Annotated in this window: 19 protein-coding genes; 3 read left to right on the top strand and 16 right to left on the bottom strand. The window is 61.2% G+C overall.

Features of this window, described 5'->3' with window-relative positions; translation table 11 throughout:
* Position 1: 1 nt before the first annotated feature.
* From IC761_RS07205 to IC761_RS07190, 4 genes are read right to left on the bottom strand one after another with little or no spacing between them, the layout of a single operon-like run.
* Positions 2-1,183, bottom strand: coding sequence for an acyl-CoA dehydrogenase family protein (locus tag IC761_RS07205; RefSeq protein WP_195802569.1), 1,182 nt, complete (start codon positions 1,181-1,183; stop codon positions 2-4).
* 12 nt (positions 1,184-1,195) lie between these two features.
* Positions 1,196-1,933, bottom strand: coding sequence for an SDR family oxidoreductase (locus IC761_RS07200; protein ID WP_195802568.1), 738 nt, complete (start codon positions 1,931-1,933; stop codon positions 1,196-1,198).
* Positions 1,934-1,973: 40 nt separating this feature from the next.
* Complete coding sequence (locus tag IC761_RS07195; protein ID WP_368367100.1) at positions 1,974-3,521, bottom strand: class I adenylate-forming enzyme family protein; 1,548 nt, start codon at positions 3,519-3,521, stop codon at positions 1,974-1,976.
* Positions 3,522-3,581: 60 nt separating this feature from the next.
* Positions 3,582-4,220, bottom strand: a complete 639-nt coding sequence (locus IC761_RS07190) for a 2-hydroxychromene-2-carboxylate isomerase (RefSeq protein WP_195802567.1) — start codon at positions 4,218-4,220, stop codon at positions 3,582-3,584.
* 207 nt (positions 4,221-4,427) lie between these two features.
* Here IC761_RS07190 and IC761_RS07185 point away from each other — a divergent pair, with 207 nt between their 5' ends.
* Positions 4,428-4,910 (top strand): winged helix-turn-helix transcriptional regulator, encoded by a 483-nt coding sequence (locus IC761_RS07185; protein WP_195802566.1) that lies wholly within the window; start codon positions 4,428-4,430, stop codon positions 4,908-4,910.
* 97 nt (positions 4,911-5,007) lie between these two features.
* Here the strand turns inward: IC761_RS07185 and IC761_RS07180 are convergent, their stop codons facing one another.
* Both IC761_RS07180 and IC761_RS07175 read right to left on the bottom strand, forming a co-directional pair.
* Positions 5,008-6,699, bottom strand: a complete 1,692-nt coding sequence (locus IC761_RS07180; RefSeq protein WP_195802565.1) for a tetratricopeptide repeat protein — start codon at positions 6,697-6,699, stop codon at positions 5,008-5,010.
* Between the two features lie 48 nt (positions 6,700-6,747).
* A complete protein-coding gene (locus IC761_RS07175; RefSeq protein WP_195802564.1) occupies positions 6,748-7,326 on the bottom strand; it encodes a UbiX family flavin prenyltransferase in 579 nt (192 codons plus the stop codon).
* A 202-nt stretch (positions 7,327-7,528) separates the two neighbouring features.
* Between IC761_RS07175 and ertE the strand changes: the two genes are divergently transcribed.
* Positions 7,529-8,767 carry an N-carbamyl-l-glutamate amidohydrolase ErtE gene (gene ertE / locus IC761_RS07170; protein ID WP_246791456.1) on the top strand — a complete coding sequence of 413 codons (1,239 nt, stop codon included), beginning with the start codon at positions 7,529-7,531 and terminating at the stop codon, positions 8,765-8,767.
* A complete protein-coding gene (locus IC761_RS07165; RefSeq protein WP_195802562.1) occupies positions 8,764-10,119 on the top strand; it encodes a UbiD family decarboxylase in 1,356 nt (451 codons plus the stop codon). Before ertE ends, IC761_RS07165 begins: the two co-directional genes overlap by 4 nt.
* 59 nt (positions 10,120-10,178) lie before the next feature.
* On the opposite strand, the gene ertD is transcribed toward IC761_RS07165, so the two are convergent.
* The 10 genes from ertD to IC761_RS07115 form a co-directional block, all read right to left on the bottom strand.
* The gene (gene ertD, locus IC761_RS07160; RefSeq protein WP_195802561.1) at positions 10,179-11,573 is read right to left on the bottom strand and encodes a hydantoin-5-propionate amidohydrolase; all 1,395 of its coding nucleotides are present in this window, start codon (positions 11,571-11,573) and stop codon (positions 10,179-10,181) included.
* A gap of 50 nt (positions 11,574-11,623) precedes the next feature.
* Entirely contained in the window at positions 11,624-13,201 is a 1,578-nt protein-coding gene (locus IC761_RS07155) for an ABC transporter substrate-binding protein (RefSeq protein ID WP_195802560.1), read from the bottom strand.
* A gap of 35 nt (positions 13,202-13,236) precedes the next feature.
* A complete protein-coding gene (locus IC761_RS07150; RefSeq protein ID WP_195802559.1) occupies positions 13,237-14,103 on the bottom strand; it encodes an aldo/keto reductase in 867 nt (288 codons plus the stop codon).
* On the bottom strand, positions 14,100-15,167 hold the full coding sequence (locus tag IC761_RS07145; RefSeq protein ID WP_195802558.1) for a flavin reductase: 1,068 nt from the start codon (positions 15,165-15,167) through the stop codon (positions 14,100-14,102). Before IC761_RS07145 ends, IC761_RS07150 begins: the two co-directional genes overlap by 4 nt.
* Before the next feature lie 33 nt (positions 15,168-15,200).
* Positions 15,201-16,493: an NtaA/DmoA family FMN-dependent monooxygenase gene (locus IC761_RS07140; RefSeq protein ID WP_195802557.1), complete on the bottom strand. Its 1,293-nt coding sequence runs from the start codon at positions 16,491-16,493 to the stop codon at positions 15,201-15,203.
* A gap of 205 nt (positions 16,494-16,698) precedes the next feature.
* The gene (locus tag IC761_RS07135) at positions 16,699-18,636 is read right to left on the bottom strand and encodes a LysR family transcriptional regulator (protein WP_195802556.1); all 1,938 of its coding nucleotides are present in this window, start codon (positions 18,634-18,636) and stop codon (positions 16,699-16,701) included.
* Positions 18,637-18,714: 78 nt separating this feature from the next.
* Positions 18,715-19,692 (bottom strand): ABC transporter ATP-binding protein, encoded by a 978-nt coding sequence (locus tag IC761_RS07130; protein WP_195802555.1) that lies wholly within the window; start codon positions 19,690-19,692, stop codon positions 18,715-18,717.
* Complete coding sequence (locus IC761_RS07125) at positions 19,689-20,672, bottom strand: ABC transporter ATP-binding protein (RefSeq protein ID WP_195802554.1); 984 nt, start codon at positions 20,670-20,672, stop codon at positions 19,689-19,691. Before IC761_RS07125 ends, IC761_RS07130 begins: the two co-directional genes overlap by 4 nt.
* Entirely contained in the window at positions 20,669-21,541 is an 873-nt protein-coding gene (locus tag IC761_RS07120) for an ABC transporter permease (RefSeq protein WP_246791552.1), read from the bottom strand. Before IC761_RS07120 ends, IC761_RS07125 begins: the two co-directional genes overlap by 4 nt.
* Positions 21,542-21,576: 35 nt before the next feature.
* On the bottom strand, positions 21,577-22,518 hold the full coding sequence (locus IC761_RS07115) for an ABC transporter permease (RefSeq protein WP_195802553.1): 942 nt from the start codon (positions 22,516-22,518) through the stop codon (positions 21,577-21,579).
* Positions 22,519-22,679: the final 161 nt, after the last annotated feature.

The raw sequence follows: 22,679 nt of genomic DNA, 5'->3' as shown, positions 1-22,679 counted from the left end.
GCTAAAGACCGAGCACGGCCTTGGCGATGATGTTGCGCTGGATCTCGTTTGATCCGCCGTAGATGGAGAGCTTGCGCGAGTTCAGGTATTTTTCCGATGCGGTGTGCCCGTATTCCGGCCCCGGCATGAAGCGATTGGCGCTGACCGGATGCTCGCGGATGGCCAGCCCGTAATTGCCGGTCGCGCGATGGGTCAGCTCGGTGATGTCCTGGAAGATCTCGGTGCCGCGGATCTTGAACAACGAGGCCGCCGGCCCCGGGTCGATGCCGCGGGCCATTTGGGCAACGACGCGCAACTCGGTCGCTTCCAGCGCCAGCACGTCGAGCTCGACCTTGGCAATGTCTCTGATGAATTCGAGATGCACCGGATCGTCTTCCGGGATCTCCGCCTTCACGATCTGCTTCAGCCTGGCGATGTAGCGCGTCGAGCGGCCGATGCCGGCCATGCTGGTGCGCTCATTGCCGAGCAGGAATTTGGCGTAGGTCCAGCCCTTGTTTTCCTCGCCGATCAGGTTCGCGACGGGTACGCGCACGTCTTCGAGAAAGACGTCATTGACCTCGTGGGAGCCGTCGATGGTGATGATCGGGCGCACGGTGACGCCCGGCGACTTCATATCGATCAGGAGGAAGGAAATGCCGGATTGCGGCTTGGCGGCCGGATCGGTCCGCACCAGGCAGAAGATCCAGTCGGCGTGCTGCGCCAGTGTGGTCCAGGTCTTGTGACCGTTGACGATGTAGTGGTCGCCGTCGCGCACCGCCTTGGTGCGGACGGTGGCGAGGTCCGAGCCCGATCCGGGCTCCGAATAGCCCTGGCACCACCAATCCTCGCCAGAAAGAATGCGCGGCAGAAATTTCTGCTTCTGGGCCTCGTTGCCAAAGGTGTAGATCACCGGACCGACCATGGTGACGCTGAACGCCAGGGGCGGCATGGTGCCGGCGCGCGTCGTCTCCTGCTCGAAGATGAAACGACGGGTGATGGACCAGCCGGGCCCGCCATAGTCCTTGGGCCAGAGCGGCGCGATCCAGCCCTTCTTGTGGAGGATGCGATGCCACAGCAGCATCTGCTCCTTCGAAAGGTCGGTCTCCGGATTGGGGACGCGCATCGCGGCCGGATAATTGTCCTTGATGAACGCGCGGACCTCGTCGCGAAACGCCGCGTCTTCCGGAGACAGCGCGAGCTCCATGGGACGCCCTCCCTACCACTTCTCGCCGAAGGGACGGATCTCGAGCTCGAACGTCCAGGCGCTCTTGGGCTGCTGGTAGAGCTGCCAGTAGGACGCGGCCACAGACGCGGGCGGCATCAGCAGGTCCGGATCGTCGAGCGCATTGGGGCCGAGCGCTTCGAGCCGGCGCTGCCGCACCCATTCGGTATCGACGCCGGAGTCAATGATGAGGTGAGCGACATGGATGTTCTTCGGTCCGAGTTCGCGCGCCATCGCCTGCGCGACGGCCCGCAGGCCGAACTTGGCGCTGGCGAAGGCGGCATAGCCGGACCCACCGCGCAAGGACGCGGTCGCGCCGGTGAAGAAGATGTTGCCGCCTCCATGCGGCAGCATCAGCCGCGCTGCCTCGCGCCCGGCAAGGAAGCCGGAATAGCAGGCCATCTCCCAGACTTTCCGGAACACGCGCTCGGTGGTCTCCAGGATCGGGAAATTGACGTTGGCGCCGATGTTGAAGATGCAGACCTCGAGCGGCGCGTGCTTGTCGGCGTCATTGAGGAAGGAGACGATCTCCCTCTCATTGCGTGCGTCGAGCGAGCGGGCGTGGATCTCGCCGCCGGCGGCCTCGATGTCCTTGACCAGCGGCACGAGCTTGTCGCCGTTACGACGGCCGGCGAAAACCGTGAAGCCTTCCGAAGCGAATTTCTTGGCAATCTCGCCGCCGATAAAGTCACCGGCGCCGATCACCGCAACCGTCCTGTTTCTCTTCTGCACGGATTTCTCCTTATGAGACTTTGAAGCGATCTCGCTCGCTTCAGTTGCGCAGCGATTCCGCCAGCTTGTGTTTCAGGAGCTTGCCGGTCGAAGTGGCCGGCAGCGCGTCCATGAGGATGATCTCGGACGGCCGCTTGTACGAGGTGAGCTCCGGCGCGACATGCGCCATTACGTCCTGCGCGGTGGTCGAGGAGCCCTTGAGCAGCTGGACGAAGGCCACGATCTCTTCATTGCCCATGACCGGCCGCCCGACCACGGCGCATTGCACCACGTCGGGATGGGTGCTCAGCACCGCCTCGATCTCGGCGGGATAGACGTTGAAGCCCGAGCGGATGATCATCTCCTTGGTGCGGCCAACGATGAACAGCGCATCGCCCTCGAAGCGCGCGAGGTCGCCCGTGTTGAACCACCCGTCCGGGTCGATCGCTTTCGCGGTGAGGTCCGGCGCCCGATAATAGCCGCGCATCACGTTCGGTCCGCGGACATGCAGTTCGCCGATATCGCCGTTCGTCACGATGGTGCCGTCGCGCGCCACGATCCGGGCCTCGATACCCGGCACGAGGACGCCGACCGAATTGTCGCTGCGCGGCGCCTCGGGCCGCACGCCGGAAATACCGGGCGAGCATTCAGTAATGCCGAAGGCGTTGCCGAGCGGAAGACCGAGCTCCTTCTCGACCCTTGCCTTGAGCTCGAGGTCGAGCGGCGCGCCGGCGACGCTCATCAGGCGCAGCGCGCCGCGCGCCAGCCTCTGCAAGCCCGCCATCTGCTTGTATTCCAGCAGCCGCTGGTAGGTGGCGGGCACGCCGTTCAGGAGCGTGATGCCTTCCTCGGCCAGCGCCTTGGCCAGCGCAGCCGGATTATATTTGGTGACCAGCCGGGTGATGCCGCCGACCATCAGCGTCATCGTCAAGAGCGAGATGCCGACAATGTGCGAGATCGGCAGCACGCAATACTGCACGTCGTCCGCCGTCATGTTGCGCAAGGTCGCCGTGGTTCGCGCCGAAAACAGCAGGTTCCGATGCGTGAGCATGACGCCCTTCGGCGTTCCAGTGGTGCCTGACGTGTAGATGAGGACCGCCACTTGCCGTGTGCCATCCGCCTCGACCGGCTCGGCCTGAGTATCCCGGTTCAGCGCGGAGACGCCGATGCCGCGGAGCGGCCCGACATCCTGCAACGGAGCCTCGTAACGCGTCGCGTGCGCGGCCGCCTCTTCGGAGACCTCTGCCGTGAAGAACATGCGCCGGGCGCCGCTGTGATCCCTGATCTGATCGAGCTCGCGCCGCGACAGCCGCGGGTTGGCGACAATCGCCCAGGCATCGAGGCGGCTTGCAGCGAACAGGAGGCACGCGAGCGCGATCGAGTTCTCGCTGACGATCATCAGGCGATCGCCGGCGCGAACGTCGAGCGCGCGGAGGGCGTCCGCCGTAGCGTCAACCGCCCGGTCGAGTTCGCGATAAGTCAGGCTGGCATTGTCTTCGATCAGCGCCGTCCGGTCGGGTGTGGCGGCGACATAGCGGTCCATCACCTCATGGATGCGGTGCGGCAACGCGTTCGTGATTTCGGCTGCAGCCTGCTGCCAGTTTGCCAATGACACCTCCCGTTGAAAGGCCCTTTGCGGGCTCGGCTCGTTCCGGATCCTGACGCGCGGTCAGGCGCGCTTGCGCTGCGCCGCGGCCAATTGCGCAACGATCTCGTCCTCGACGTCGCGCAGGCTGTCCTTGCCGAAGTAGATCTGGTCGCCGACGAAGAACGTCGGAGAGCCGAACGTGCCGCGCGCCACGGCGCTGCTTGTGTTCTCGATCAGCTTCTTCTTGACGTCGTCCTGCTGGGCGCGGGCGATGATGCGGTCGATGTCGAGCCCCGATGACAGGAACGCTTCGCGGAACACCTGCGGGTCGTCCATCTTCTTGGGCTCGACCCACATGTGGTGATACGCCGCGCGGAAGTAGGACTCGAACATCCCCTCGAACCCGGCCGCGACAACGCCGCGCATCAGCATCAGCGTATTCACCGGGAAGAACGGGTTCGTCTTGAATTTCGTGATGTTGTGACGGCGCAGGAAACGCTCGGTCTCGAGCGCATTGTAGTCCGGCTTGTTCTTGATCCCGCGCAGCGACTCGGCGGGCGACATGTTGCCGGTCGCCTTGTAGACGCCGCCGAGCAGCACCGGCACGTAGTCGAACGTCACGCCCGTTCGCTGCTCAATCGCGGGCAGCGCGAGCTCGGCAAGGTAGGCATTGGGGCTGCCGAAATCGAAGTGAAACTCGACCTTGAGCGGAGCAGCCATGGAACGCCCTTCCCTTCGATGGCGGCGATTGCTTGCCGCCTGATTGATCGTGGCGGGGTTTCTAAAGTTCTATTTTAGAACTGTCAATATGATTGTCGTCATATAACATGGCCTGAAGCCTTATAATCTCGTCATCCTATTGAAATGGCGTGAGTTCTGATTTAGAATTTATTTGTATCGCCAATGCAGATGGACCGGAGAACGTTGATGAAATGGGATGCGCTCGAAGAGGAGCCGTGCTCGCTGGCCCGCACCGTGGCGGTCATCGGTGACCGCTGGAGCCTGCTCATCCTGCGTGAATGTTTTCTTCGGATCCGCAGGTTCGACGAGTTCCAGTCATCGCTCGGCGTGACCCGGCACCTCCTGGCGGACCGGCTGAAGAAGCTCGTTCGCTTTGGCGTCCTTCGCAAGATCCCCTATCAGGACGCGCCCAAGCGCTACGAATATATCCTGACGCAGAAGGGTCTCGACCTCTATCCGATCATCATGTCGATCGTGCACTGGGGCAACATCCACATGGTCGACTCGCGCGGACGACCGTTGCTGCACGAGCACAAGAACTGCCACAAGATGTTCGACCCCGTCATGGTCTGCTCCGAATGCGGCGAGCCGCTGTCGGCCAAGGAGGTGCATGTTCATCCGGGCCCGGGCGCGCGCAAGCCCTCGCGCGCCGGCGCAGGCGTTCGATGATCGCGATGTCCGGCGGGCACGCGCCCGCCCAGAACGAAGGCGATCTCATCAGCGCGAGTGGGTGCGATCAGGCACCGCATGGCCCGGTTTCTGCCTCTCAGCAGCAGGACCGTGGCCCCGATGGCTTGGTCGAACCACGTCGGCACATGCAGGCAGCCTCGATGGGCATATCAGCCAATAACCGAGCTTGCCCTAACCTAACCTCGATCTCATTTAGCTCGTCGGTGGCCCGGCGTGCCTCCAGGCACTCGACCAAACCCTGAAGCGCCCAGATGTTGTCGGGGTGCTGGGCGCATCTTTGAACGCCTCGACTCAAGCCGAGGTCGTCACGGAAACATTGCTCGGCTTCCGCGAAGTACGCCTGTTCGGCGAGCAACGCTCCGAGCGCGTGCCGAGGGGGATGCATCCAGGCCCAAGGCTCGACATACTCCAGACCGTCATCTCTCGATACCGCCTCTCGCAAATGGGAGAATGCTGCTTCGTAATGCCCTTGATGGTAGGCCAGCTCTCCCTCGAGCATGCTTGCCGCAACCGAGAGAATGCTCTTTGCGGTGTTGTTGAAGACCTTGCGATCTGTCGGAATAAGCGAGACTCGTTCGAGGAAGAGTGTCCTCTCGCGCTCCGCGGCAACAAAATCGCGCAACGTTGCGTACGCTACGCCCTTCGCGTAGTGGAGCATGGCCGTCGTAACCGGATAGGTCTCAGGATCTCGAGGCAAAGGCTCGTCGATTATTTCGCTCCATTTTCCGAAGCGCACCATCACGTGCGTGCGCATCGAGTTGTAGCCTTCAAGGCTCGTCGTGAACTTCGGCCGATCACGGACCGCGAGGACTTCGTCAGTCGCCATGCCCGAGAGCTTGTCGGCTGCACCGATCGCGTCGCCGCATCGCCCCAGGAACATGCAAGCATGCATCATCAGGAGAAGATCGTGAGCGCATGCAGTCGTGTAGGGGGTTAATAACCCCGCGTAAGCAAGAAACTTGTCGTTGGCCGCGATCGCCCGTTCGCTGGCTTCCTTTGCGGCGCGGTAATTGCCGATGAGCATATAGACGTGAGCAGGCATGTGGTTCAGGTGCCCGCCATCCGGACACAAGGGCGCCAGAGCAGCCGCGGAAGCCGCGGCTCTCTCGGGCTCGTTCGACATCTCCAGAATATGGATATGCAGATGCAGAAGCGCCGGGTTTGGTTGCCGGCCTGACGAATGGACGACATCGATGCCGCGCTCGCAGACGGAAAGTGCCTCGATCACGTCCGAGTTCCTTGCGGGTCGCCCCGTCTTGACATCCCACAGACGTCGCGGCGTCCTGGTGATCAGCGCCTCGACGAAAAGTGCCGTGACATCTGGATCGTCGGGATAATCAAAATGAACCCTGCGCATCTCAGCCGCGTACGCGTCGTCCCAACGATCGAACTCCTCGGGTGGGACCGCATGCGGCCTCTGGATACGGCAAGCCAGAGCTTCGACCAGCCGCTTCTCGACCTCGCTCGCCATATGGAAGGACGTGCGCGCCAGCTCGATGTGTTCAAAGGCAATGCCTGTCGCAGCGTTCGCCTCGCGCTCGCCATGATCGCGCCAGGTCAGGTTGTAAAATGGACTGCTTCCGTACGCGATGCCCCAATGCAGCATGGCACATTCAGGATCATGTCCGAGTGCTTTCCGAAAACACTTGATCCCTTCCGTCTTGTTGAAGGCGTAGCACCAGTTGAGCCCTGCGTCGAACCAACGCTGCGCGTCCGGGGAAGGCGTCGAGATTGGTCTGGAATAGCTGCCGAGGTTAAACCTATCCATCAGATGACCCCGACCGAACGTTCCAGCATCACACCGCGATATGGCGTCTCAACCACGCCCATTATCCTTCCACCGCGTAACGACACCAAGATCGATATCATAAAGATCAAGCACGCGTCCGACGGTTTGATCGATCATCTCCTCAATATCCGCCGGCTTCGTATACAACGCCGGTACCGGCGGATAGATAATCGCGCCCAATTCAGACAGCGTAGTCATTGTCCTGAGATGCCCTGTATGAAGCGGAGCCTCGCGCACCAGCAATGTCAGCCGGCGACGCTCCTTGAGCACGACGTCGGCCGCGCGCGACAAGAGCGAGGACGTGACCCCGGTCGCGATCTCGGACATCGTTCTGATCGAGCATGGCGCAATGATCATGCCTTGCGTGCGAAACGATCCGGAAGAAATCGGTGCAGCCACATCATCGAACCTGTACCAGCGATCCGCGAGATCGCGCACATCCGACACTTTCACGGGACCTTCGTGGGCCATGGCGATCTCAGCCGCCCGCGACACCACAAGATGGGTTTCGACCGGGGCCTGTCGCAGCAACTTCAGGAGCCGGACACCGTATGCGATGCCCGACGCTCCAGTAATTCCGACGATCAATCGCGCCTGGCTCGACATCCATTCTCCTATCCCTCGCAGATGCGCCGGCCGCAACACCCTGTCAACGGCCCCGGTGCAGAATGCTGGCCACGGCAAAGTTTCTGATGCCCGTTTCCGGAAACGATTATTGGCCAGGCAACCCGGCTGCATATTCAGGTAAGGTATGCCCTTCGATCCGAGAGCGTCGAGCATCGACGCCGACCGTCTGTGGACCGACCTGATGGCGCTCGCCGCCATCACGGAACCCGATCGCCCCTGGACCCGTCGGTCGTTCACGACCCGCTTTGACGAGGGGCGGACCTGGCTCAGCAATCTCTTCGTCGATGCTGGCTTGTCCATCCGCATGGACGCTGGAGGCAACCTGATAGGCCGGTTGGATGGACGCCTCTCGCTCCCTCCGATCATGCTCGGATCGCATTCGGACACGGTGCCATCAGGGGGACGATTTGACGGAGCAGCAGGCCTCGTTGCTGCGCTTGAGGTCGCACGCGCAGTGATCAGGTCGGGCCAACGCCTCGATCACCCGCTTGAGATCGTCGACTTCCTGGCCGAAGAACCCAGCGACTACGGAATCTCCTGCATCGGCAGCCGCGCAATGGCCGGTGCCTTGAGCCCCGAAACGCTGTCTCGGACGAATAAGCGCGGCGAGCGTTTGTCCGAGGCTATTGCCAGGGTCGGCGGCGTTCCGTCCGCGCTCGAACGCGTGGTGCCGCCGAAAATATCGGCCTATCTCGAGCTTCACATCGAGCAAGGACGGGTTCTCGAGAACGCAGGCATCGATCTTGGGATCGTCACCGCAATCGTCGGAATCGCGCGGGTGGAGCTGATTTTGCTCGGTTCTGCCGACCATGCCGGTGGGACACCGATGAATTTGAGACGGGACGCCGGCGTCGCAGCCGCCGAGATCATTTCCTGGGCCGCCGAGCAGGGTGTCTTGCAGGCGAATAGCGGCCGCGGGCACTTCGTGGTCACCACAGGAATCATCGAAATCTCGCCCAACGCGGCAAATGTGGTCCCCGGGCAGGCGCGACTGGTTCTGGACATCCGGGCTGAAAATAGCGGGCAGCTCGACGAATTTGTGCTGCTGCTCGATCGTTATAGCCTCGACGCAGCAAGCCGGATCGGGGTCAAGCGCGATCGTTTCGCGATCATCTCCAGGACCGATCCGACCCCATGCGACGCGCACCTTCGAGATGTGCTGACGAACAGCGCGGCGAAGCTCGGTTACAAGACCACGGAATTGGCCTCCGGAGCCGGCCACGACGCCGCCTTCGTTGCTCGCATCGGTCGCTCGGCCATGCTGTTTATCCCGTGCCTCGAAGGTAAAAGCCACAGTCCTGACGAATGGGCTGATCCAGACGCAGTGGCGATGGGCGCCGCCACGCTCTACGAGGCTGTCAGGTCACTGGACATCGCAGGCGCCACCAACAAAACGATCCTTGAGAGCGCAAATCAATGACCGACCAAAGCATGCGCGCGTTCCTATCGCAGCTCGACAAGCTGGGAGCCCTTCACCGGGTGAAGCGGCCAATCGATCCGAAATTTGAAGTAGGGGCTGTCCTTGCCCTCAGGGATCGCGGCCCGGCTATTCTGTTTGAACAAACAGGATCCCTACCCGTCCTCGGCAATCTTCTCGTCTCGCGGGAGAGGTTCGCCCTCGGGCTGAACGTCGCGCCCGAGAAGCTCGACGATCTTTGTCTGCAAGCACTGTCCCATCCGATAAAGCCGGTGATGAGCGGCTCCGCACCCGTACATGAGGTCGTCCAGTCCGGCGACATCGATCTGCGGGCCTCCCTGCCCGTTCCAACCTGGTTCGAACGCGAGACGGCGCCCTACATCACCGCCGGCGTGATCATCGCGAAGGATCCGGAGAACGGGCGCCGCAACGTATCCATTGCGCGGCTTCGCCTCGAGGGCGGCGGCAGGATCATGGCGGGCATCGCCAAGAATCATCATCTCAACTTGTTGGCAGAAAAAGCCAAGGCGCTCGGCCGACGGTTGCCCATCGCGGTCGCCATTGGAAACCATCCTGCCGTACTTCTTGGCTCGCAATTGTATCTTGGTCTTGGCGATGACGAATTCGACAATGTCGGCGGCATGCTTGGTGAGCCTCTGAGGTTGGTCAAATGCAAGACCGTCGACCTGGAAGTCCCGGCTGACGCCGAAATCGTCCTGGAGGGAGAGCTCGATCCCGAAGAGCAGATCGAGGAAGGCCCGGTTTCGGAGTTTCACGGCTTCTATGTCAGCTATGGCGCGGGCTTGGGGGGGCGGATTTCATGCATCACCCGGCGGCATGACGCGATTTACCAGGCCATTTTGCCTGGCTACGCCAGCGAGCACTGTCTCCTTGGTGGGATCGCGATCGGCGCGACACTCCGTCAGGCGCTGCAGCGCATGATACCGGCCGTACGGCGGGTGCTGATCACCGAAGGCGGTATGGGCCGCCTTCATGCGATCATTTCCATGCACAAGCCGCGATTGGGGGAAGGCAAGCGCGCGGCGATGCTTGCGATGGGGCAGGTCAACTTGCTGAAATTGATCACCGTCGTGGACGACGATGTCGATATCGAGAACCCGCGCGAAGTTGAATGGGCCCTCGCCGCCCGCTTCCGCGGGCATGAGGACCTGATGGTCATCGACGGGGTCAAGGCCGATCGCTGCGATCCGCTCCATGAAAATCTCACCGTGACCAAGATCGCGATGATTGCGACGACACGTCCCGGCGACGGCGAGCCTTTGAGCCGCTCGGAGTTCGTCCGCGCGCCCAAGAGCATTCTCGACCGCGTCACGGCCGACATCGGACAGTATTAAAACGACCCCACGCGACATCCGCACGGGGTCGTTCGAGTATCCACGAGCAGCTGCCTTTCTCAGGCGGCTACCGATTCGTTCCTTGCGAGCGAGGGGCGAAGAGCCGGCGGCCGAACGAAGGCGCCCGAGCCTGGCTCTGCCAGCACATCCTTGCCATCGAACACCAGCTTGCCGCGGAGATAAGTTGCGACCGGTCGGTAGGGCAGCTCGATGCCTGCGTACGGGCTCCACGTGACAAAGTTGTGGCCGGATTCTTCCGGGTCATACCGATGCGGTGCATGCGCCATAACCACAACGTCGGCGTCGCGTCCCCGCTCAAGCGCTCCCTTTCGATGTCCAAACCTGAAAAGGCGGGCCGGATTGGCCGCAAGCAGGCGAGCGGCAAGGGAAATGTCGAGGCGACGTTCAACGAGCCCCTTGACGAGCAACGGATAGAGCACCTCGAGGCCGGGGACGCCCGACGAGTTCTTCAACATGACCGGATCAGCCTTCCGGTTCTCCGACCAGCTCACGTGATCGGTCGAGACGACCGTCACGTGACCCGCCGCAAGATGTTGCCAGAGAGATTCGACCTCAGCTCGCGGCCTGACCGGAGGATTGATTTTGGCCTTGCCACCCAACCGCGCGACGTCGTTCTCTTCATCGAGCGTCAGATAGTGGATGCATGCCTCGACGGTGGTATCGAAGCCCTGCTGGCGGTAACCCTCACACAGATCATATCCACGTCCTACGGAGCAATGGACGACATGGGTCGAACATCCGGATTGCGCACCAAGTTCATACACCTCGGCCATCGCGAGCGTTTCGGTGACCGGCGGCCTCGATAGTGCGTGCGCGCGATAGTCAGTGATTCCGCTGGCCTCGACGCTGGCCATTGCGGCGCGCACCATCTCGTCGTTTTCGTTGTGGACGCCCGCAGCCAGACCGAACCTGCCGATTTCCGTGAAGCAGGCATAAAGATCCTGCGGGGGGATGCGCGGGAAGCGCTTCGAATCCGTGTTGAAGGTTGAAAACTTGAACGCCGAGACGCCGGCTTCGACCATGCCCGCGATATGCCGCGGGCCATCCGCGGGATCAATCGTTCCATAGAGCGCGAAGTCCACGCGTGTCTGCTCACCCGCCTCCTTGATCTTTTGCCTGACCCGATCGCCGGTACACACGAGGAAGCCGGCATCGTAAGGCATATCGACGACGGTGGTGACGCCGCCGGCCGCTGCCGCACGGGTCGACCAGATGAAATCCTCCTGCCCGAGTTGCGATTTGGAATGGACCTGAGCGTCGATGGCCCCCGGGAGCACGTAAGACTTTCCAAAATCCTGGCGTTCGCGCGCAGCCGGAGGTTCGCCGCTTCCTATCAGTTCGACGGTCTCGTCCCGGATGGCGACATAGCCGTTTTCTATCACCCTGTCGGTTCGCACCACCTGCCCGGTAAGAACGAGATCGAAGTCGCTCATGAACACACCTTTCTTGATACGTCGGCTTTATCGCGCGAGGGTCGTGCGTCTCAGGACTGCTTTCCAATCCCCCAGAACGAATTGATCGGCTGCCGCGTAACGCCCGTCAGTTTTTTGCTATAGGCAATCGGCGGATACGAGTAGCAAATCGGAATATACGGAAGCGTCTTGAAGGCCTCGATCTGGATCTCGTGGGCAACCTTGACCCTCTCTTCCATATTCGTCAGGAGGAACCACTGGTTACGGAGTTCCTCAAGTCGCGGATTGGTCGGCCAGCCAAACCAGGATTGCTCTCCCGCCCCGCGAAGCAGCGAGTTGACCGACGGATTGCGAAGATCGACAGCGCCATAGGTGCTGTTGAAAGCACTCCATCCTCCCTTGTCGACCGGCCCCTTGTTGACGCGGCGTTGGATCATTCCGGCAAAATCGGTCGTCACGAACTCGACGTTGAAACCGATGCGCCTGAGAAGATCGTCCGAGACCTGAGCAATCGCCGCCAGCGCGGGTGGCTCACTCGCTCCGATGAACACGACCTTCTCGCCGGCATAGCCGGCCGCCTTCAGAGCCGCCTTCGCCTTTTCGATATTTTTTTCCTTCAGCACGGCGGAACCCACCTCGCTCGCGTATGGCGAGTTGCAGGTATAGAAGCTTGGACAAGCCCCGCCATTTTCGGGAAGGCCGGCCGTCGCGGCTGTCAGATATTCGCCCTGGTCAATCGCCATCGCAACAGCTTGGCGGATCGCCGGGTTGTTGAATGGCGCCTGGAGATGGTTCATGACGAACGTGTAGTTCGTGGCGCTCAGACTTCTCGGTCCGACAACGAGGTTTTGATTATCTTTCATGAGCGGCACGAGATCGACCGGCAGACCGTCCCAATAGTCCTGCTCGCCCGACTGCATGGCAGCCGCTGCCGTCGCGGCATCGCCGATGAACGACCACTCGACCCGGTCGACGGCCGCGGCATGGTTGCCGGCAAGTCCGCTGAAGGGTTCCGATCGAGGAATATAATCGGCGAACTTCGCGAAGGACGCCTTGTGCCCAGGCACCCACTCGCTCGTAAGGAACTTGAAGGGACCGCTGCCGATGGCTTCGGGGATCTGCTTGAACGGATCCGTCTTCGCGATGCTCTCAGGCATAATGATGCAGCTCGCCGGGCTCAGCTTGCCCAGGGCGTCGAGAAGCAAGGGGAAGGGCGACTTCAATCGCATCCTGAACGTACGATCGTCGATGACATCCACGGAATCCGTGACGGCAGCGACCATCTGTCCGGCGACATCCCGCGTCCACCAACGCCGCATCGAAGCGATGCAATCGACGGACCTGACCGGTTCGCCATTATGGAATTTAAGTCCCTCGCGAAGCTTGAAGACATAGGTCTTGTCGCCATCCTCGATCGTCCATCCTTCGGCCATCTGCGGCTTCGGCGCGAAGTCGGCGTCCGCGCCAACGATGGTGTCGAACACCATGAAGCCGAAATCCTGCGTGGCGGCCGCCGTGGTCCAGATCGGATCGACGCTTCCGAGGTTCTGACCCTTGATGATCCTCAGGGTGGTGGTTTTGGCCTGGGCGAAAGCAGGCAACGGCAGCGTGCTCGCGGCCATGCCTTTGAGAAAATCTCGTCGACGCATCTATCGCCTCCTTGTTCGCCATTCTGCTGACTGCTTCAGTCCTGCGGATCCCATGCTGGAGCCCATGCAGGCGAGAAATACCGCTTCTCTGGACCGACCGCGCTCAGCACCGCCATGTCGTCCTCGGAGAGCTCGAAATCAAACAGGTCGAACTGGGAGGCGATTTGCCGCGGCTCGCCCGTGTCCGGGATTGGCGCCGGCAGAACGGCTCTCTGAATGTGCCAGCGGAGTATGACCTGCGCCGGCGTCCGCCCAATACGACCGGCGACGCCTAGAACCGCAGCGTGGCCAAGATCTTCTCGGCCCATCGGCGAGTAGGCGATCGGCCGCACTCCTCTCGCGATACATGCGGAGACGAGGCGTGGTTGCGGAAGAGAGGGATGAACCTCGATCTGGTTCGCGAACAGCTCCGTGCCTGCCTGATTGGCGGCGGCCATGGCCTCGTCGAGCATCGCGATCGGGAAGTTGGCGACGCCCACATGCGATACGACGCCCGACTGCTGAAGCGCGCGCATCGCCGAAAATGTCTCCGAGAACGGCACTTCGGCGTTCGGCCAGTGGATGAGCAGCAAATCGATCCAACCGAGGCCAAGAACATCGATACTTCGCTGCACCGAATTGAGCAGGCGCTCGGGACGAAGATCGTCGCGTTCGACCTTCGTGGTCACGAACATGTCGTGGCGATCGATCCCCGAGAGGCGCACTCCCCGGCCCACCGCATCTTCGTTCCCGTAACTCGGGGACGTGTCCACATAGCGGTATCCGATGTCGATAGCCGTGTGCACGACATTGGCGCACTGATCACCAAGCAGCAGCCTCGTCCCCAATCCGACCGACGGCAGCATTGCTGCTGAAGCGGCACGAGATGATGCCCGCGGCCGCGTGATCGCCTCGCCACTCATGCTCCACCAAAAGTCCCGCTAAAGACGAGCTCCGAAAGCGCCTTCCGTTCGCTGGGGATTTCCCTCGCCTTGAGGTGATCGGGCAGTGAGGAGCTGTCGCCGAGCCTGCCGATCGCAGCGACGGCATTGATGACGAAATCCTCCGGGACCTCGAGCTCGCGCGAGAGCTTCTCGGCGTTGAAGCCCGCCATCCCGTGCGTGTACCAATCCGACAGGCTCGCCTGGAGCGCAAAGCTCATCCAGGCCGCACCTGTGTCGAAGCTGTGCGTCGGTGACGGGAATTCCTTTCCGTCGAACTGCAAGGTTTTCTTCGACACGAACGCGATGAGCGCGGCCGCGTGCACCGACCAGGATCGGTTCGTGTTCGAGAGGGTTTCGAGAAATGGCTGCCATTTCGGCTGCCCGCGCCTGACATAGATAAAGCGCCAGGGCTGCGCGTTCATCGAGGATGGCGCCCACCTCGCCGCCTCGAACAACGACATCAGAGTTTCGTCATCGATCTCGCTCGGCGAGAAGGCCCTGGGCGACCAACGGTCCAGGAACATCGGCGCCACCTCTCGTTCAGCCTTTCGAGGCGAGAGGGACTTGTATTGGCCTTCGTGATAAACGAGGGGCGGCACGGTCGACACATCGCCACTGGTCACATGCCCGACGAAAATCGTATGCGTTCCGACGTCCAGCTCGTAGTAGGTGGAACATTCGAGATGCGCCGCCGCTCCAACGATGATCGGATTGCCATTGAGGCCCATCCGATACTCGACGGCTGAAAAGGGATTATCCTGCTTCGACGCGAAAAGGCCGCTGATCGCCTGCTGATCTTCGGCGAGGATGTTGACCGTGAACTGCTTCGTCGTCGCTATGATCGGATGACTGCGCGTCGATCGGTTCACGACGATGAGAATCGTCGCCGGATCGGCACTCACGCTGCAAACCGCCGTTGCCGTCATCCCATGCAGACGCCCCTCGCTGCTCGTCGAGATAACCGCGACGCTGGAAGCAATGTTGCGCATGAGCGACTTGAAGATTTCGCCGCTCATGAGCGCGATGTCGTCGTGCTTGTTCACGAGTCACTCCTGGTCCAGCCGAACGTTTCCGGCCTAGAAGGCCATCACGTTGTCCCTCAGATGCTGATGGCTGTAATCCTTCCGGGTCAGGCCGCGCCTTTGCAGGACGGGAACGAGTTCGTCGACCACGGTATCGATGTAGCGCGGCGTAACCGGTCCAGTGATCAGGAAGCCGTCACCACCGATTTCCTCCATCGATTCCTTCATGACGGACGCGATCTCGTCCGGAGTTCCGATCAACTCCCAGCCGGGCGGCCGCATGCCGATGTCACGCAGGGTCGCTTTCGGTCCCGCGTCCTTGAACATGCGCAGCATCGTCTGCATGCCATTGGTCTTGATTTCGGGAAGCGGCATGTCGAGGTCGAACTTCGAAAAGTCGATGCCCGACAGGAAGGAAAGCGACGCCAAATGAGCTTCGAAGCGCTGTTGCCTTATCTTCGGCAGGTTCTCCTTGATCTCCTCGGCCATCTTCTTGTCCCTGGCGACGAACACGCCAGCGATGAACATCGTCTTGATCTTGTCCGGGTCGCGGCCGTAGGTCTTGGCATGCGCCCGAACCTCGGCGCGGTATTCCTTCATTTCGGCAATGGACTCGCCGCCGGCGAGGACAACCTCGGCATTGCGTCCGCTGAACTTCCGGCCGCGCGGCGATCCACCCGGCGCGACGTATAGTGGCTTCGTCTGCGGCGAGCGCGGTACGTTCAGGGGCCCGCGCGACTTGTAGTACTTCCCTTCGAAGTTGATCGCTTTCACCTTCGACGGATCGATGAACGTCTTGTTTTCGACATCCATGCGCACGGCGTCGGCATCCCAGGCCTCCCAGAGCTGCGCCGCGAGATCGATGTATTCGTCCGCCATGTCGTAGCGCTGGTCGTGTTCGAACTGCTTGGCGTACCCGAAATTCTGCGCGGCCGCATCGCTGGTCGCAGTCACGATGTTCCAGCCGATCCGCCCCTTCGAGTAGTGATCGAGCGTTGCCATTTGCCGCGCGAGGATCCAGGGCGGATAGAACGTCGTGGTCAAGGTCAGCGCGACACCGAGACGCTTGGTCACCGCGAGAATGTAAGGCGTCAGAACCGCCGGATCGAGCTTCGGCGTCATGGTCGCGTTCTTGAGGTAGAAATCCATCGAGCCTTTGTAGGCATAGGGGACGGCGCTCGTGTCCTCCAGGATCAGGAAATCGAAGCAGGCACGTTCGAGCGCTTTCGCCGCATCCTGATAGATGTCAGGCTGCGTCCAGTCGTAGCTCGCAGCGTAGTTGGGCGTATTCCAGCCTTGGACCGTGATGCCTGGCCCCAAGAACCAGCCCAGGTGAAACATGCTCATGACGACTCCTGCGTTCCGATTGTGCCGATGGTCAAATCGTGATGGCACGGAACCACGAACGCCGGGCAGCCGATAATTCAATCTCCCGAAACCGCCGATAGTAATTGCCGTAGCGTTTTCGACCGGGTTTCAACCGATCAGACGCCGTGCTGCCCTCAGCCTAGATCGGCTGCCGGTCGCTTGGCGACTCGTCTGAAGTCCGCTGTCAGGCAATGAGCTTTGACGAAACGCCAACCTCATCGTCTCCGCCGTCCAGCTCGACCGCGGCGCGCTCTCCTGCCGAGGAAAACGCGTTTCGCAACTCTTCGATGAACTCCTGAGCGGCTGGGTCCGGTATCTCGTTCCGCATCCGCACCAGGCAGATGCTGCGCAGGATCCGCGGTGCGCGTATCGGGTGAATGGAGAGTCGCCGCCGGTCGGTGCTTTTGTGGATGGCTCCCGTGGGTAGAATCGTCGCGTAGCGGCCGATCTTCACCAAACTGATGGCCGCGGCCATGGAATCCACCTCGATCTTGGGACTTAAGTCCAGACCCGCCTTTTGCAGTGGTTGCGCGATAATCGAACGCAACCCGTGCCGGCTGGACGGAAGGACCAGCGGCAATTTGGAAGCGGTCTCAAGCGTGACGGGTCCCGGTAGCAAGAGCTGGCTCGATCTCTCGACAATGACCGCCATTTCGTCTTCCGCGATCAGATCGAAGGACATTTCGGGGTTCTCGACCACACGATCGGTCAAGGCGAAATCGATCCGCCCGGACGACAGCCACTGGAGCAGCTTGGCAGAATAGGCTTCCAGCACTTGTACGATCGTCTCCGGATAACGCTCGGACCAGCGATTGAGCGCGTTTGCGAAATATTCGGCCGTTTCGCTCTCGGCATCGAGGGCGGGAATCAAGCCGAGGCGCAGACGCCTCAACCGACCGCCGATCGCGCCCGCACGAAGTGTTCGGACTGCATCTTCAAATTCCGCCATAAGCGGAGCTAGAAGCCCGTAAAGGACGTCGGCGCGGGCGTTCGGCTCGAGACCACGATGGGAGCGCTCGAACAAAGGCGTATCGAGCAATTCCTCCAGCCCATGCAATTGCACCGTGAGGGCAGGCTGCACGATGCAGAGCCTTTGCGAGGCACGCCTCATGTTGCCTTCTTCGTACAACGCCAGGAAGGAGCGGCACAGCTTGAGCGAAATACGCTCCGGCTCGGTATCGTCCTCCAAAAGCAGCGCTTCGGGCACAATCGACGTGGCAAGCAACGCTTCATAACGCTGCTGTATCTCGCACGCGAAAATCTTCCCGTATTCACCGGAAATCGCGATCGTTGGATCGAATTCGCTTCTTTCAAGCAGAGCACATTCGAAATGTTCTGCGACCAAGGCCGGGTTCAACTGCGCCGCCGGGATCAGGAAGTTGAAATTCCGGCTGAGACTGCCCTTTGCCAATATCTCCTGCGGTTCCTGACTGAGGCAATTGATGCGGGCCTGCGTCCGCTCCGCGACCGCAAGCAGGAGTGCAAGCTGGCTATCGGGCAGCTCGGGCACTGCGAACGAGTTGTTCATCAACTCGGACAAAGGAACGTCGCGTGGATGCCAACCCTTGTTTGGTCCCGCGCGCACGAGTACCCATCGGTCGGGGATCACATGGACATTGACGCCACCTGCTTGACGATCGCGCTTGTCTCCGAAGTCGATGACCAAGCCGTTCTTGTCCGCTTGCCCTGACCTGCCATACGTCGGTGCAAGCCATACCGAACGCGCGCGTTGCATGGCCGATCTTGCGACCTGGGTCAGCGCTTGATCGAACATCGCGCCAGCATAACCCTGGGGCAGAATTACCGGGATACGCTCGGGCGCGGCTTCCGCTCCGCTGCGAAAATAGGCAAGGCAATAGGCCGCATGTTCCATGAACGGACGCAGAAGCCTGTAGGCTTCGCGTCCGGCAGGGGTGACAGCCAAGCCATTTTGAAGCCGAACAACCAGTCGTTGGGCAAGCTCGTCGCTGAGTGACTTGATGTGGGCACTTAACGAGGAACGCCCCAACCCCAAACGCCGCAGTGCGGGGGGAACGCTTCCCTCTTCGACCAATGCCAGGAAGGTCTCGATCTGGCTGAGATTGATGCCGGAGGCCCGATCGCGGAGTTCTGCTACAGGCATTTAACTGTTCTCACCGGAACTGCCGAACAGTTCGAGCAAGATGCATGCCAGTTTGGCTCGCCGAGCCTGAAGAAGCGCCTACTCCGAGATGTCCAAATGACAGGCCACCATCCTCCGCTGGTTTCCGACCGACCGCAATCGGGGCTCCTCGACCTTGCAACGGTCAAAGGCCTTTGGGCATCTGGTATGAAAACGGCAACCCGCCGGCGGATTGACGGGGCTTGGTACGTCTCCTGCCAAAACAATCCGCTTGGACGTTTCGCCCTTGGTCTTGGGCACCGACGAGATCAGCGCCCGCGTGTAGGGGTGCAGCGGACGATCAAGAACGAGGTCGCGATCGCCGACCTCAACCATGACACCCAAATACATCACCGCGATGCGGTGGGTGAGATGTCCAACGATAGCGAGATCGTGACTGATGAAAAGCAGCGACAAGTTCAGCCGGTCCTGCAGGTTGACCAGCAGATTGACGATCTGCGCCTTAACCGAGACATCGAGAGCTGATACCGCTTCGTCGCAAACCACGAGGCTCGGTTCGGGCGCCAGCGCTCGAGCAATGCATATCCGTTGGCGTTGCCCGCCGGAGAATTCGTGCGCGAACCGCATCGCGGAGTCGCGCGGTAAACCCACCATGTCGAGCAGCTCTCCGACACGCTCGTCAACCGCTTTGCGGCCCTTCACCAGGCCGAAATTGATGAGCGGCTCCGCCAGAATGTCGCGCACGCGCATGCGCGGACTGAGGCTGGCCATCGGGTCTTGAAACACGACCTGGAAATGCCGCCTGATCTTCCTCAGTTGCGGCTTCGCCAAGCCGTCGATTCGCCAGCCGTCAAACCACACCGCTCCGGCACTGGGCGGGGTCAGGCCGAGGACTGTTCGGCCCAAGGTCGACTTGCCGCAGCCGCTTTCGCCCACGATGGAAAGCGTTTCGCCTCGCCCTACAGTAAAGGAGACGTCATCCACCGCGCGCACGACCTCTCGAGGTCCGAATCCGATACGCGGTCGCGGAAAATGCTTCTTGAGCGAAATGACCTCGAGAAGCGTAGACTGGCTCATGCGAGTAGCGCCTCGCTTTTGTGATGGCATGCCGCTACGTGGCTCGAAGATACCTGCTCCAGCTTGGGCTCGATCTCGAAGCAAATCGACGAGGAAAAGCTGCATCTTGCCGCAAAGGAACAACCGACTCTGGCCTGATTGGCCGGAGGCACTTGGCCGGGTATCTCCGTGAGTGGTCCGTCGTTCCTGTTTCGCGTCAGGCTCGGAATGGCTCCCAGGAGCCCTATCGTGTAGGGGTGCGCCGGTCGCGAGAATATCTCCTCTGTCGTCCCCTCCTCGACCTTTGTCCCTGCGTACATGATCACGACCCGATCAGCCAATTCGGCCACGACACCCAGATCGTGCGTGATGATGACAATCGACGAGCCGGTCCGTGTCTTGAGCTCGCGCATCAGATCGAGGATCTGGGCCTGTACCGTGACATCGAGCGCGGTCGTCGGCTCATCCGCAATCAAGACCTCGGGATCGCATGCCAGCGCCATGGCAATCATGACGCGTTGACGCATTCCCCCAGACAGCTGATGCGGATATTCCCGCATACGGCGTTCCGGGTCGGCAATGCCGACCTGAATCAACAGCCCTAGAGCGCGGCGTCTGGCCTCGGTGCGGGATTTGTCCCGATGCAACAGAATCGCCTCGGCGATCTGGTCGCCGATCTGCATCAGCGGGTTGAGCGAGCTCATCGGCTCCTGAAAGATCATGCCAATTGCGTTGCCACGCACCGACCGCATCCGGATTTCGGGCACCTCAAGAAGCTCGGTCCCCTTGAACTTCACGCTTCCGGAGATCCTGGTCTTATCCGGATCATGCAACCGCATGAGCGATAGAGCCGTTACGCTCTTCCCCGAGCCGGACTCCCCGACGATTGCCACTGTTTCCGCTGTTCCCACGGAGAATGACACACCGCGGACGACGCGAACGCTTCCGGCAGGAGCGGTGAAGGAGACGTCGAGGTCGTGAACTTCCAGGATGACGCTCACGACCGCTCTGCCATTCTCGGATCGAGCGCGTCCCTTAGTCCGTCGCCCAAGAGGTTCACACCCAATATTGTCACACCCAGAAACACGGCCGGAATGAACACAAGGTGCGGCTTGACCTGCCAGAGCGCCTTTCCATCGGCCATGATGTTGCCCCACGATGGAATGGTCGGCGGCGTACCGGCTCCTATGAACGAAAGACTCGCCTCGATGATAATCGCCGCCGAAGCAACGAACGTCGCCTGAACCGTCAACGGCGACACGACTGCCGGAAGCAGATGCCGGATGATGATTTTGGGAGTGGTCGAACCGGCTGCGACGGCCGCTTCGACGAAGGGCATCTCGCGGAGCGCGAGCATGACGCCACGTATCACCCGCGCGACCCGCGGGATCTCCACGACCGTAATCGCGACAATGACGGTGCCCACCGAACCTCGCGTGGCGGCCATGAGGGCGATGGCAAGAAGCATGGCGGGAATCGACATGAAGCCATCCATGACACGCATCACGACGGAGTCAGCCCACTTCCCGGACGCCGAGACCATTCCGACAAGCGTACCGCCGACGCACGACAAGAACGCACATGAAACGCTGACGGCGACAGAGATCCTCGCGCCATAGACGACGCGCGAATAGAGATCCCGCCCAAGAGCGTCGGTACCAAACCAGAATTCGGCCGATGGAGGCCGGAGCCTCTTGGTCACCGAGATGGCGCGCGGATCCACCGTCCCCAGGAGCGGCGCAAAAATGGCGATCAACGTGACCACGAGCAAGATCAGAACGCCCACGGCGATTTGGGGATGACGCTTCAGGACGCGCCACAGCTTCGAGTCAGAAGCGTTCCGATAGGCCGGTCGCTCGACTGCCTGCAGCGACGCCGCGATGCTGGAAGGAGATGCGTGCGTGTTCAATATCGGATCCTCGGATCCAAAACCGTGTATGCCAGATCGGTGACAAGGTTGATCGCAACGTAACTGGCGCTGAAGAGCAGGACGACACCCTGGATGACCGGGTAGTCGCGATGCAGGATGGCATCGAGCGTGAGACGTCCGATGCCGGGAATCGAAAACACGCTCTCCGTGATGACGGACCCGCCCATCAGCGTTGCGACCCCGATGCTGATGACCGTCACGATCGGCACGGACGCATTTCGCAGCGCGTGCTTGTACAGGATGACGCGCGGCCCAGCCCCTTTCGCAAGGGCGGTTCTCACGTAGTCCTGCGTCAACACGTCAAGCATCGACGCTCGCGTGGTCCTCGCCAGGATCGCGGCATACGACAGGCCAAGGGTCAGCGAAGGAAGGATCAGATGCGAAATGTAGGGGGCAAAGCCGTCGGAAAGAGGAGCATAGCCTTGCGCGGGCAGCCAGCCGAGCGACGTCGAGAACGAGAATGCAAGAAGATATCCGACCACGAAGACCGGCAGGGAAAAGGCGAGCACTGTGAGCGACGTGATCACCCGGTCGATGGCGTGTCCCCTGCGCCAGGCTGCCACCACCCCCACCGGAATGGCGATTGCCACCGAAATGACGAGGCTCAATGTCAGCAGTGAGAATGTCGGTCCTATGCGTTGACCGATCATCTGCACGACCGGTTGATTGGCAAAGATCGACGTGCCGAGATCTCCGTTCATGAGCTGCCATATCCAGACGCCGAACCGGATATAGAACGGCTGGTCGAGCCCCATCGATACGCGGATCCGCTCGACTTCCTCCGGAGTCGCCTGATCCCCCGCGATCATCGCAGCAGGATCTCCCGGAGTGACATAGAGCAGGCCGAAGACGATGAAGGCCACGATTAACATGACCGGGGGCAACATCAGCAGGCGGCGGACTATGTAGTAGAGCATATCGTCTCCAGAGCCGCGCATGTCGACAACGCGCGGTCCGACTGGCGGAGGAAGACTAGTCCCGCGGCTCTCGAACGGCCAATAGTCGTTCACGTCTCCGGCGATCAATTCCGCAATAAGGGGGCTACAAAGCGAAATGCTTAGTCACACTGCCCAATGCG

The organism is Bradyrhizobium commune, assembly GCF_015624505.1.
GTDB classification, from domain to species: Bacteria; Pseudomonadota; Alphaproteobacteria; order Rhizobiales; family Xanthobacteraceae; genus Bradyrhizobium; species Bradyrhizobium commune.
The sequence above is the reverse complement of the archived record's forward strand: the minus strand, read 5'-3'. Positions and strand labels throughout refer to the sequence as shown.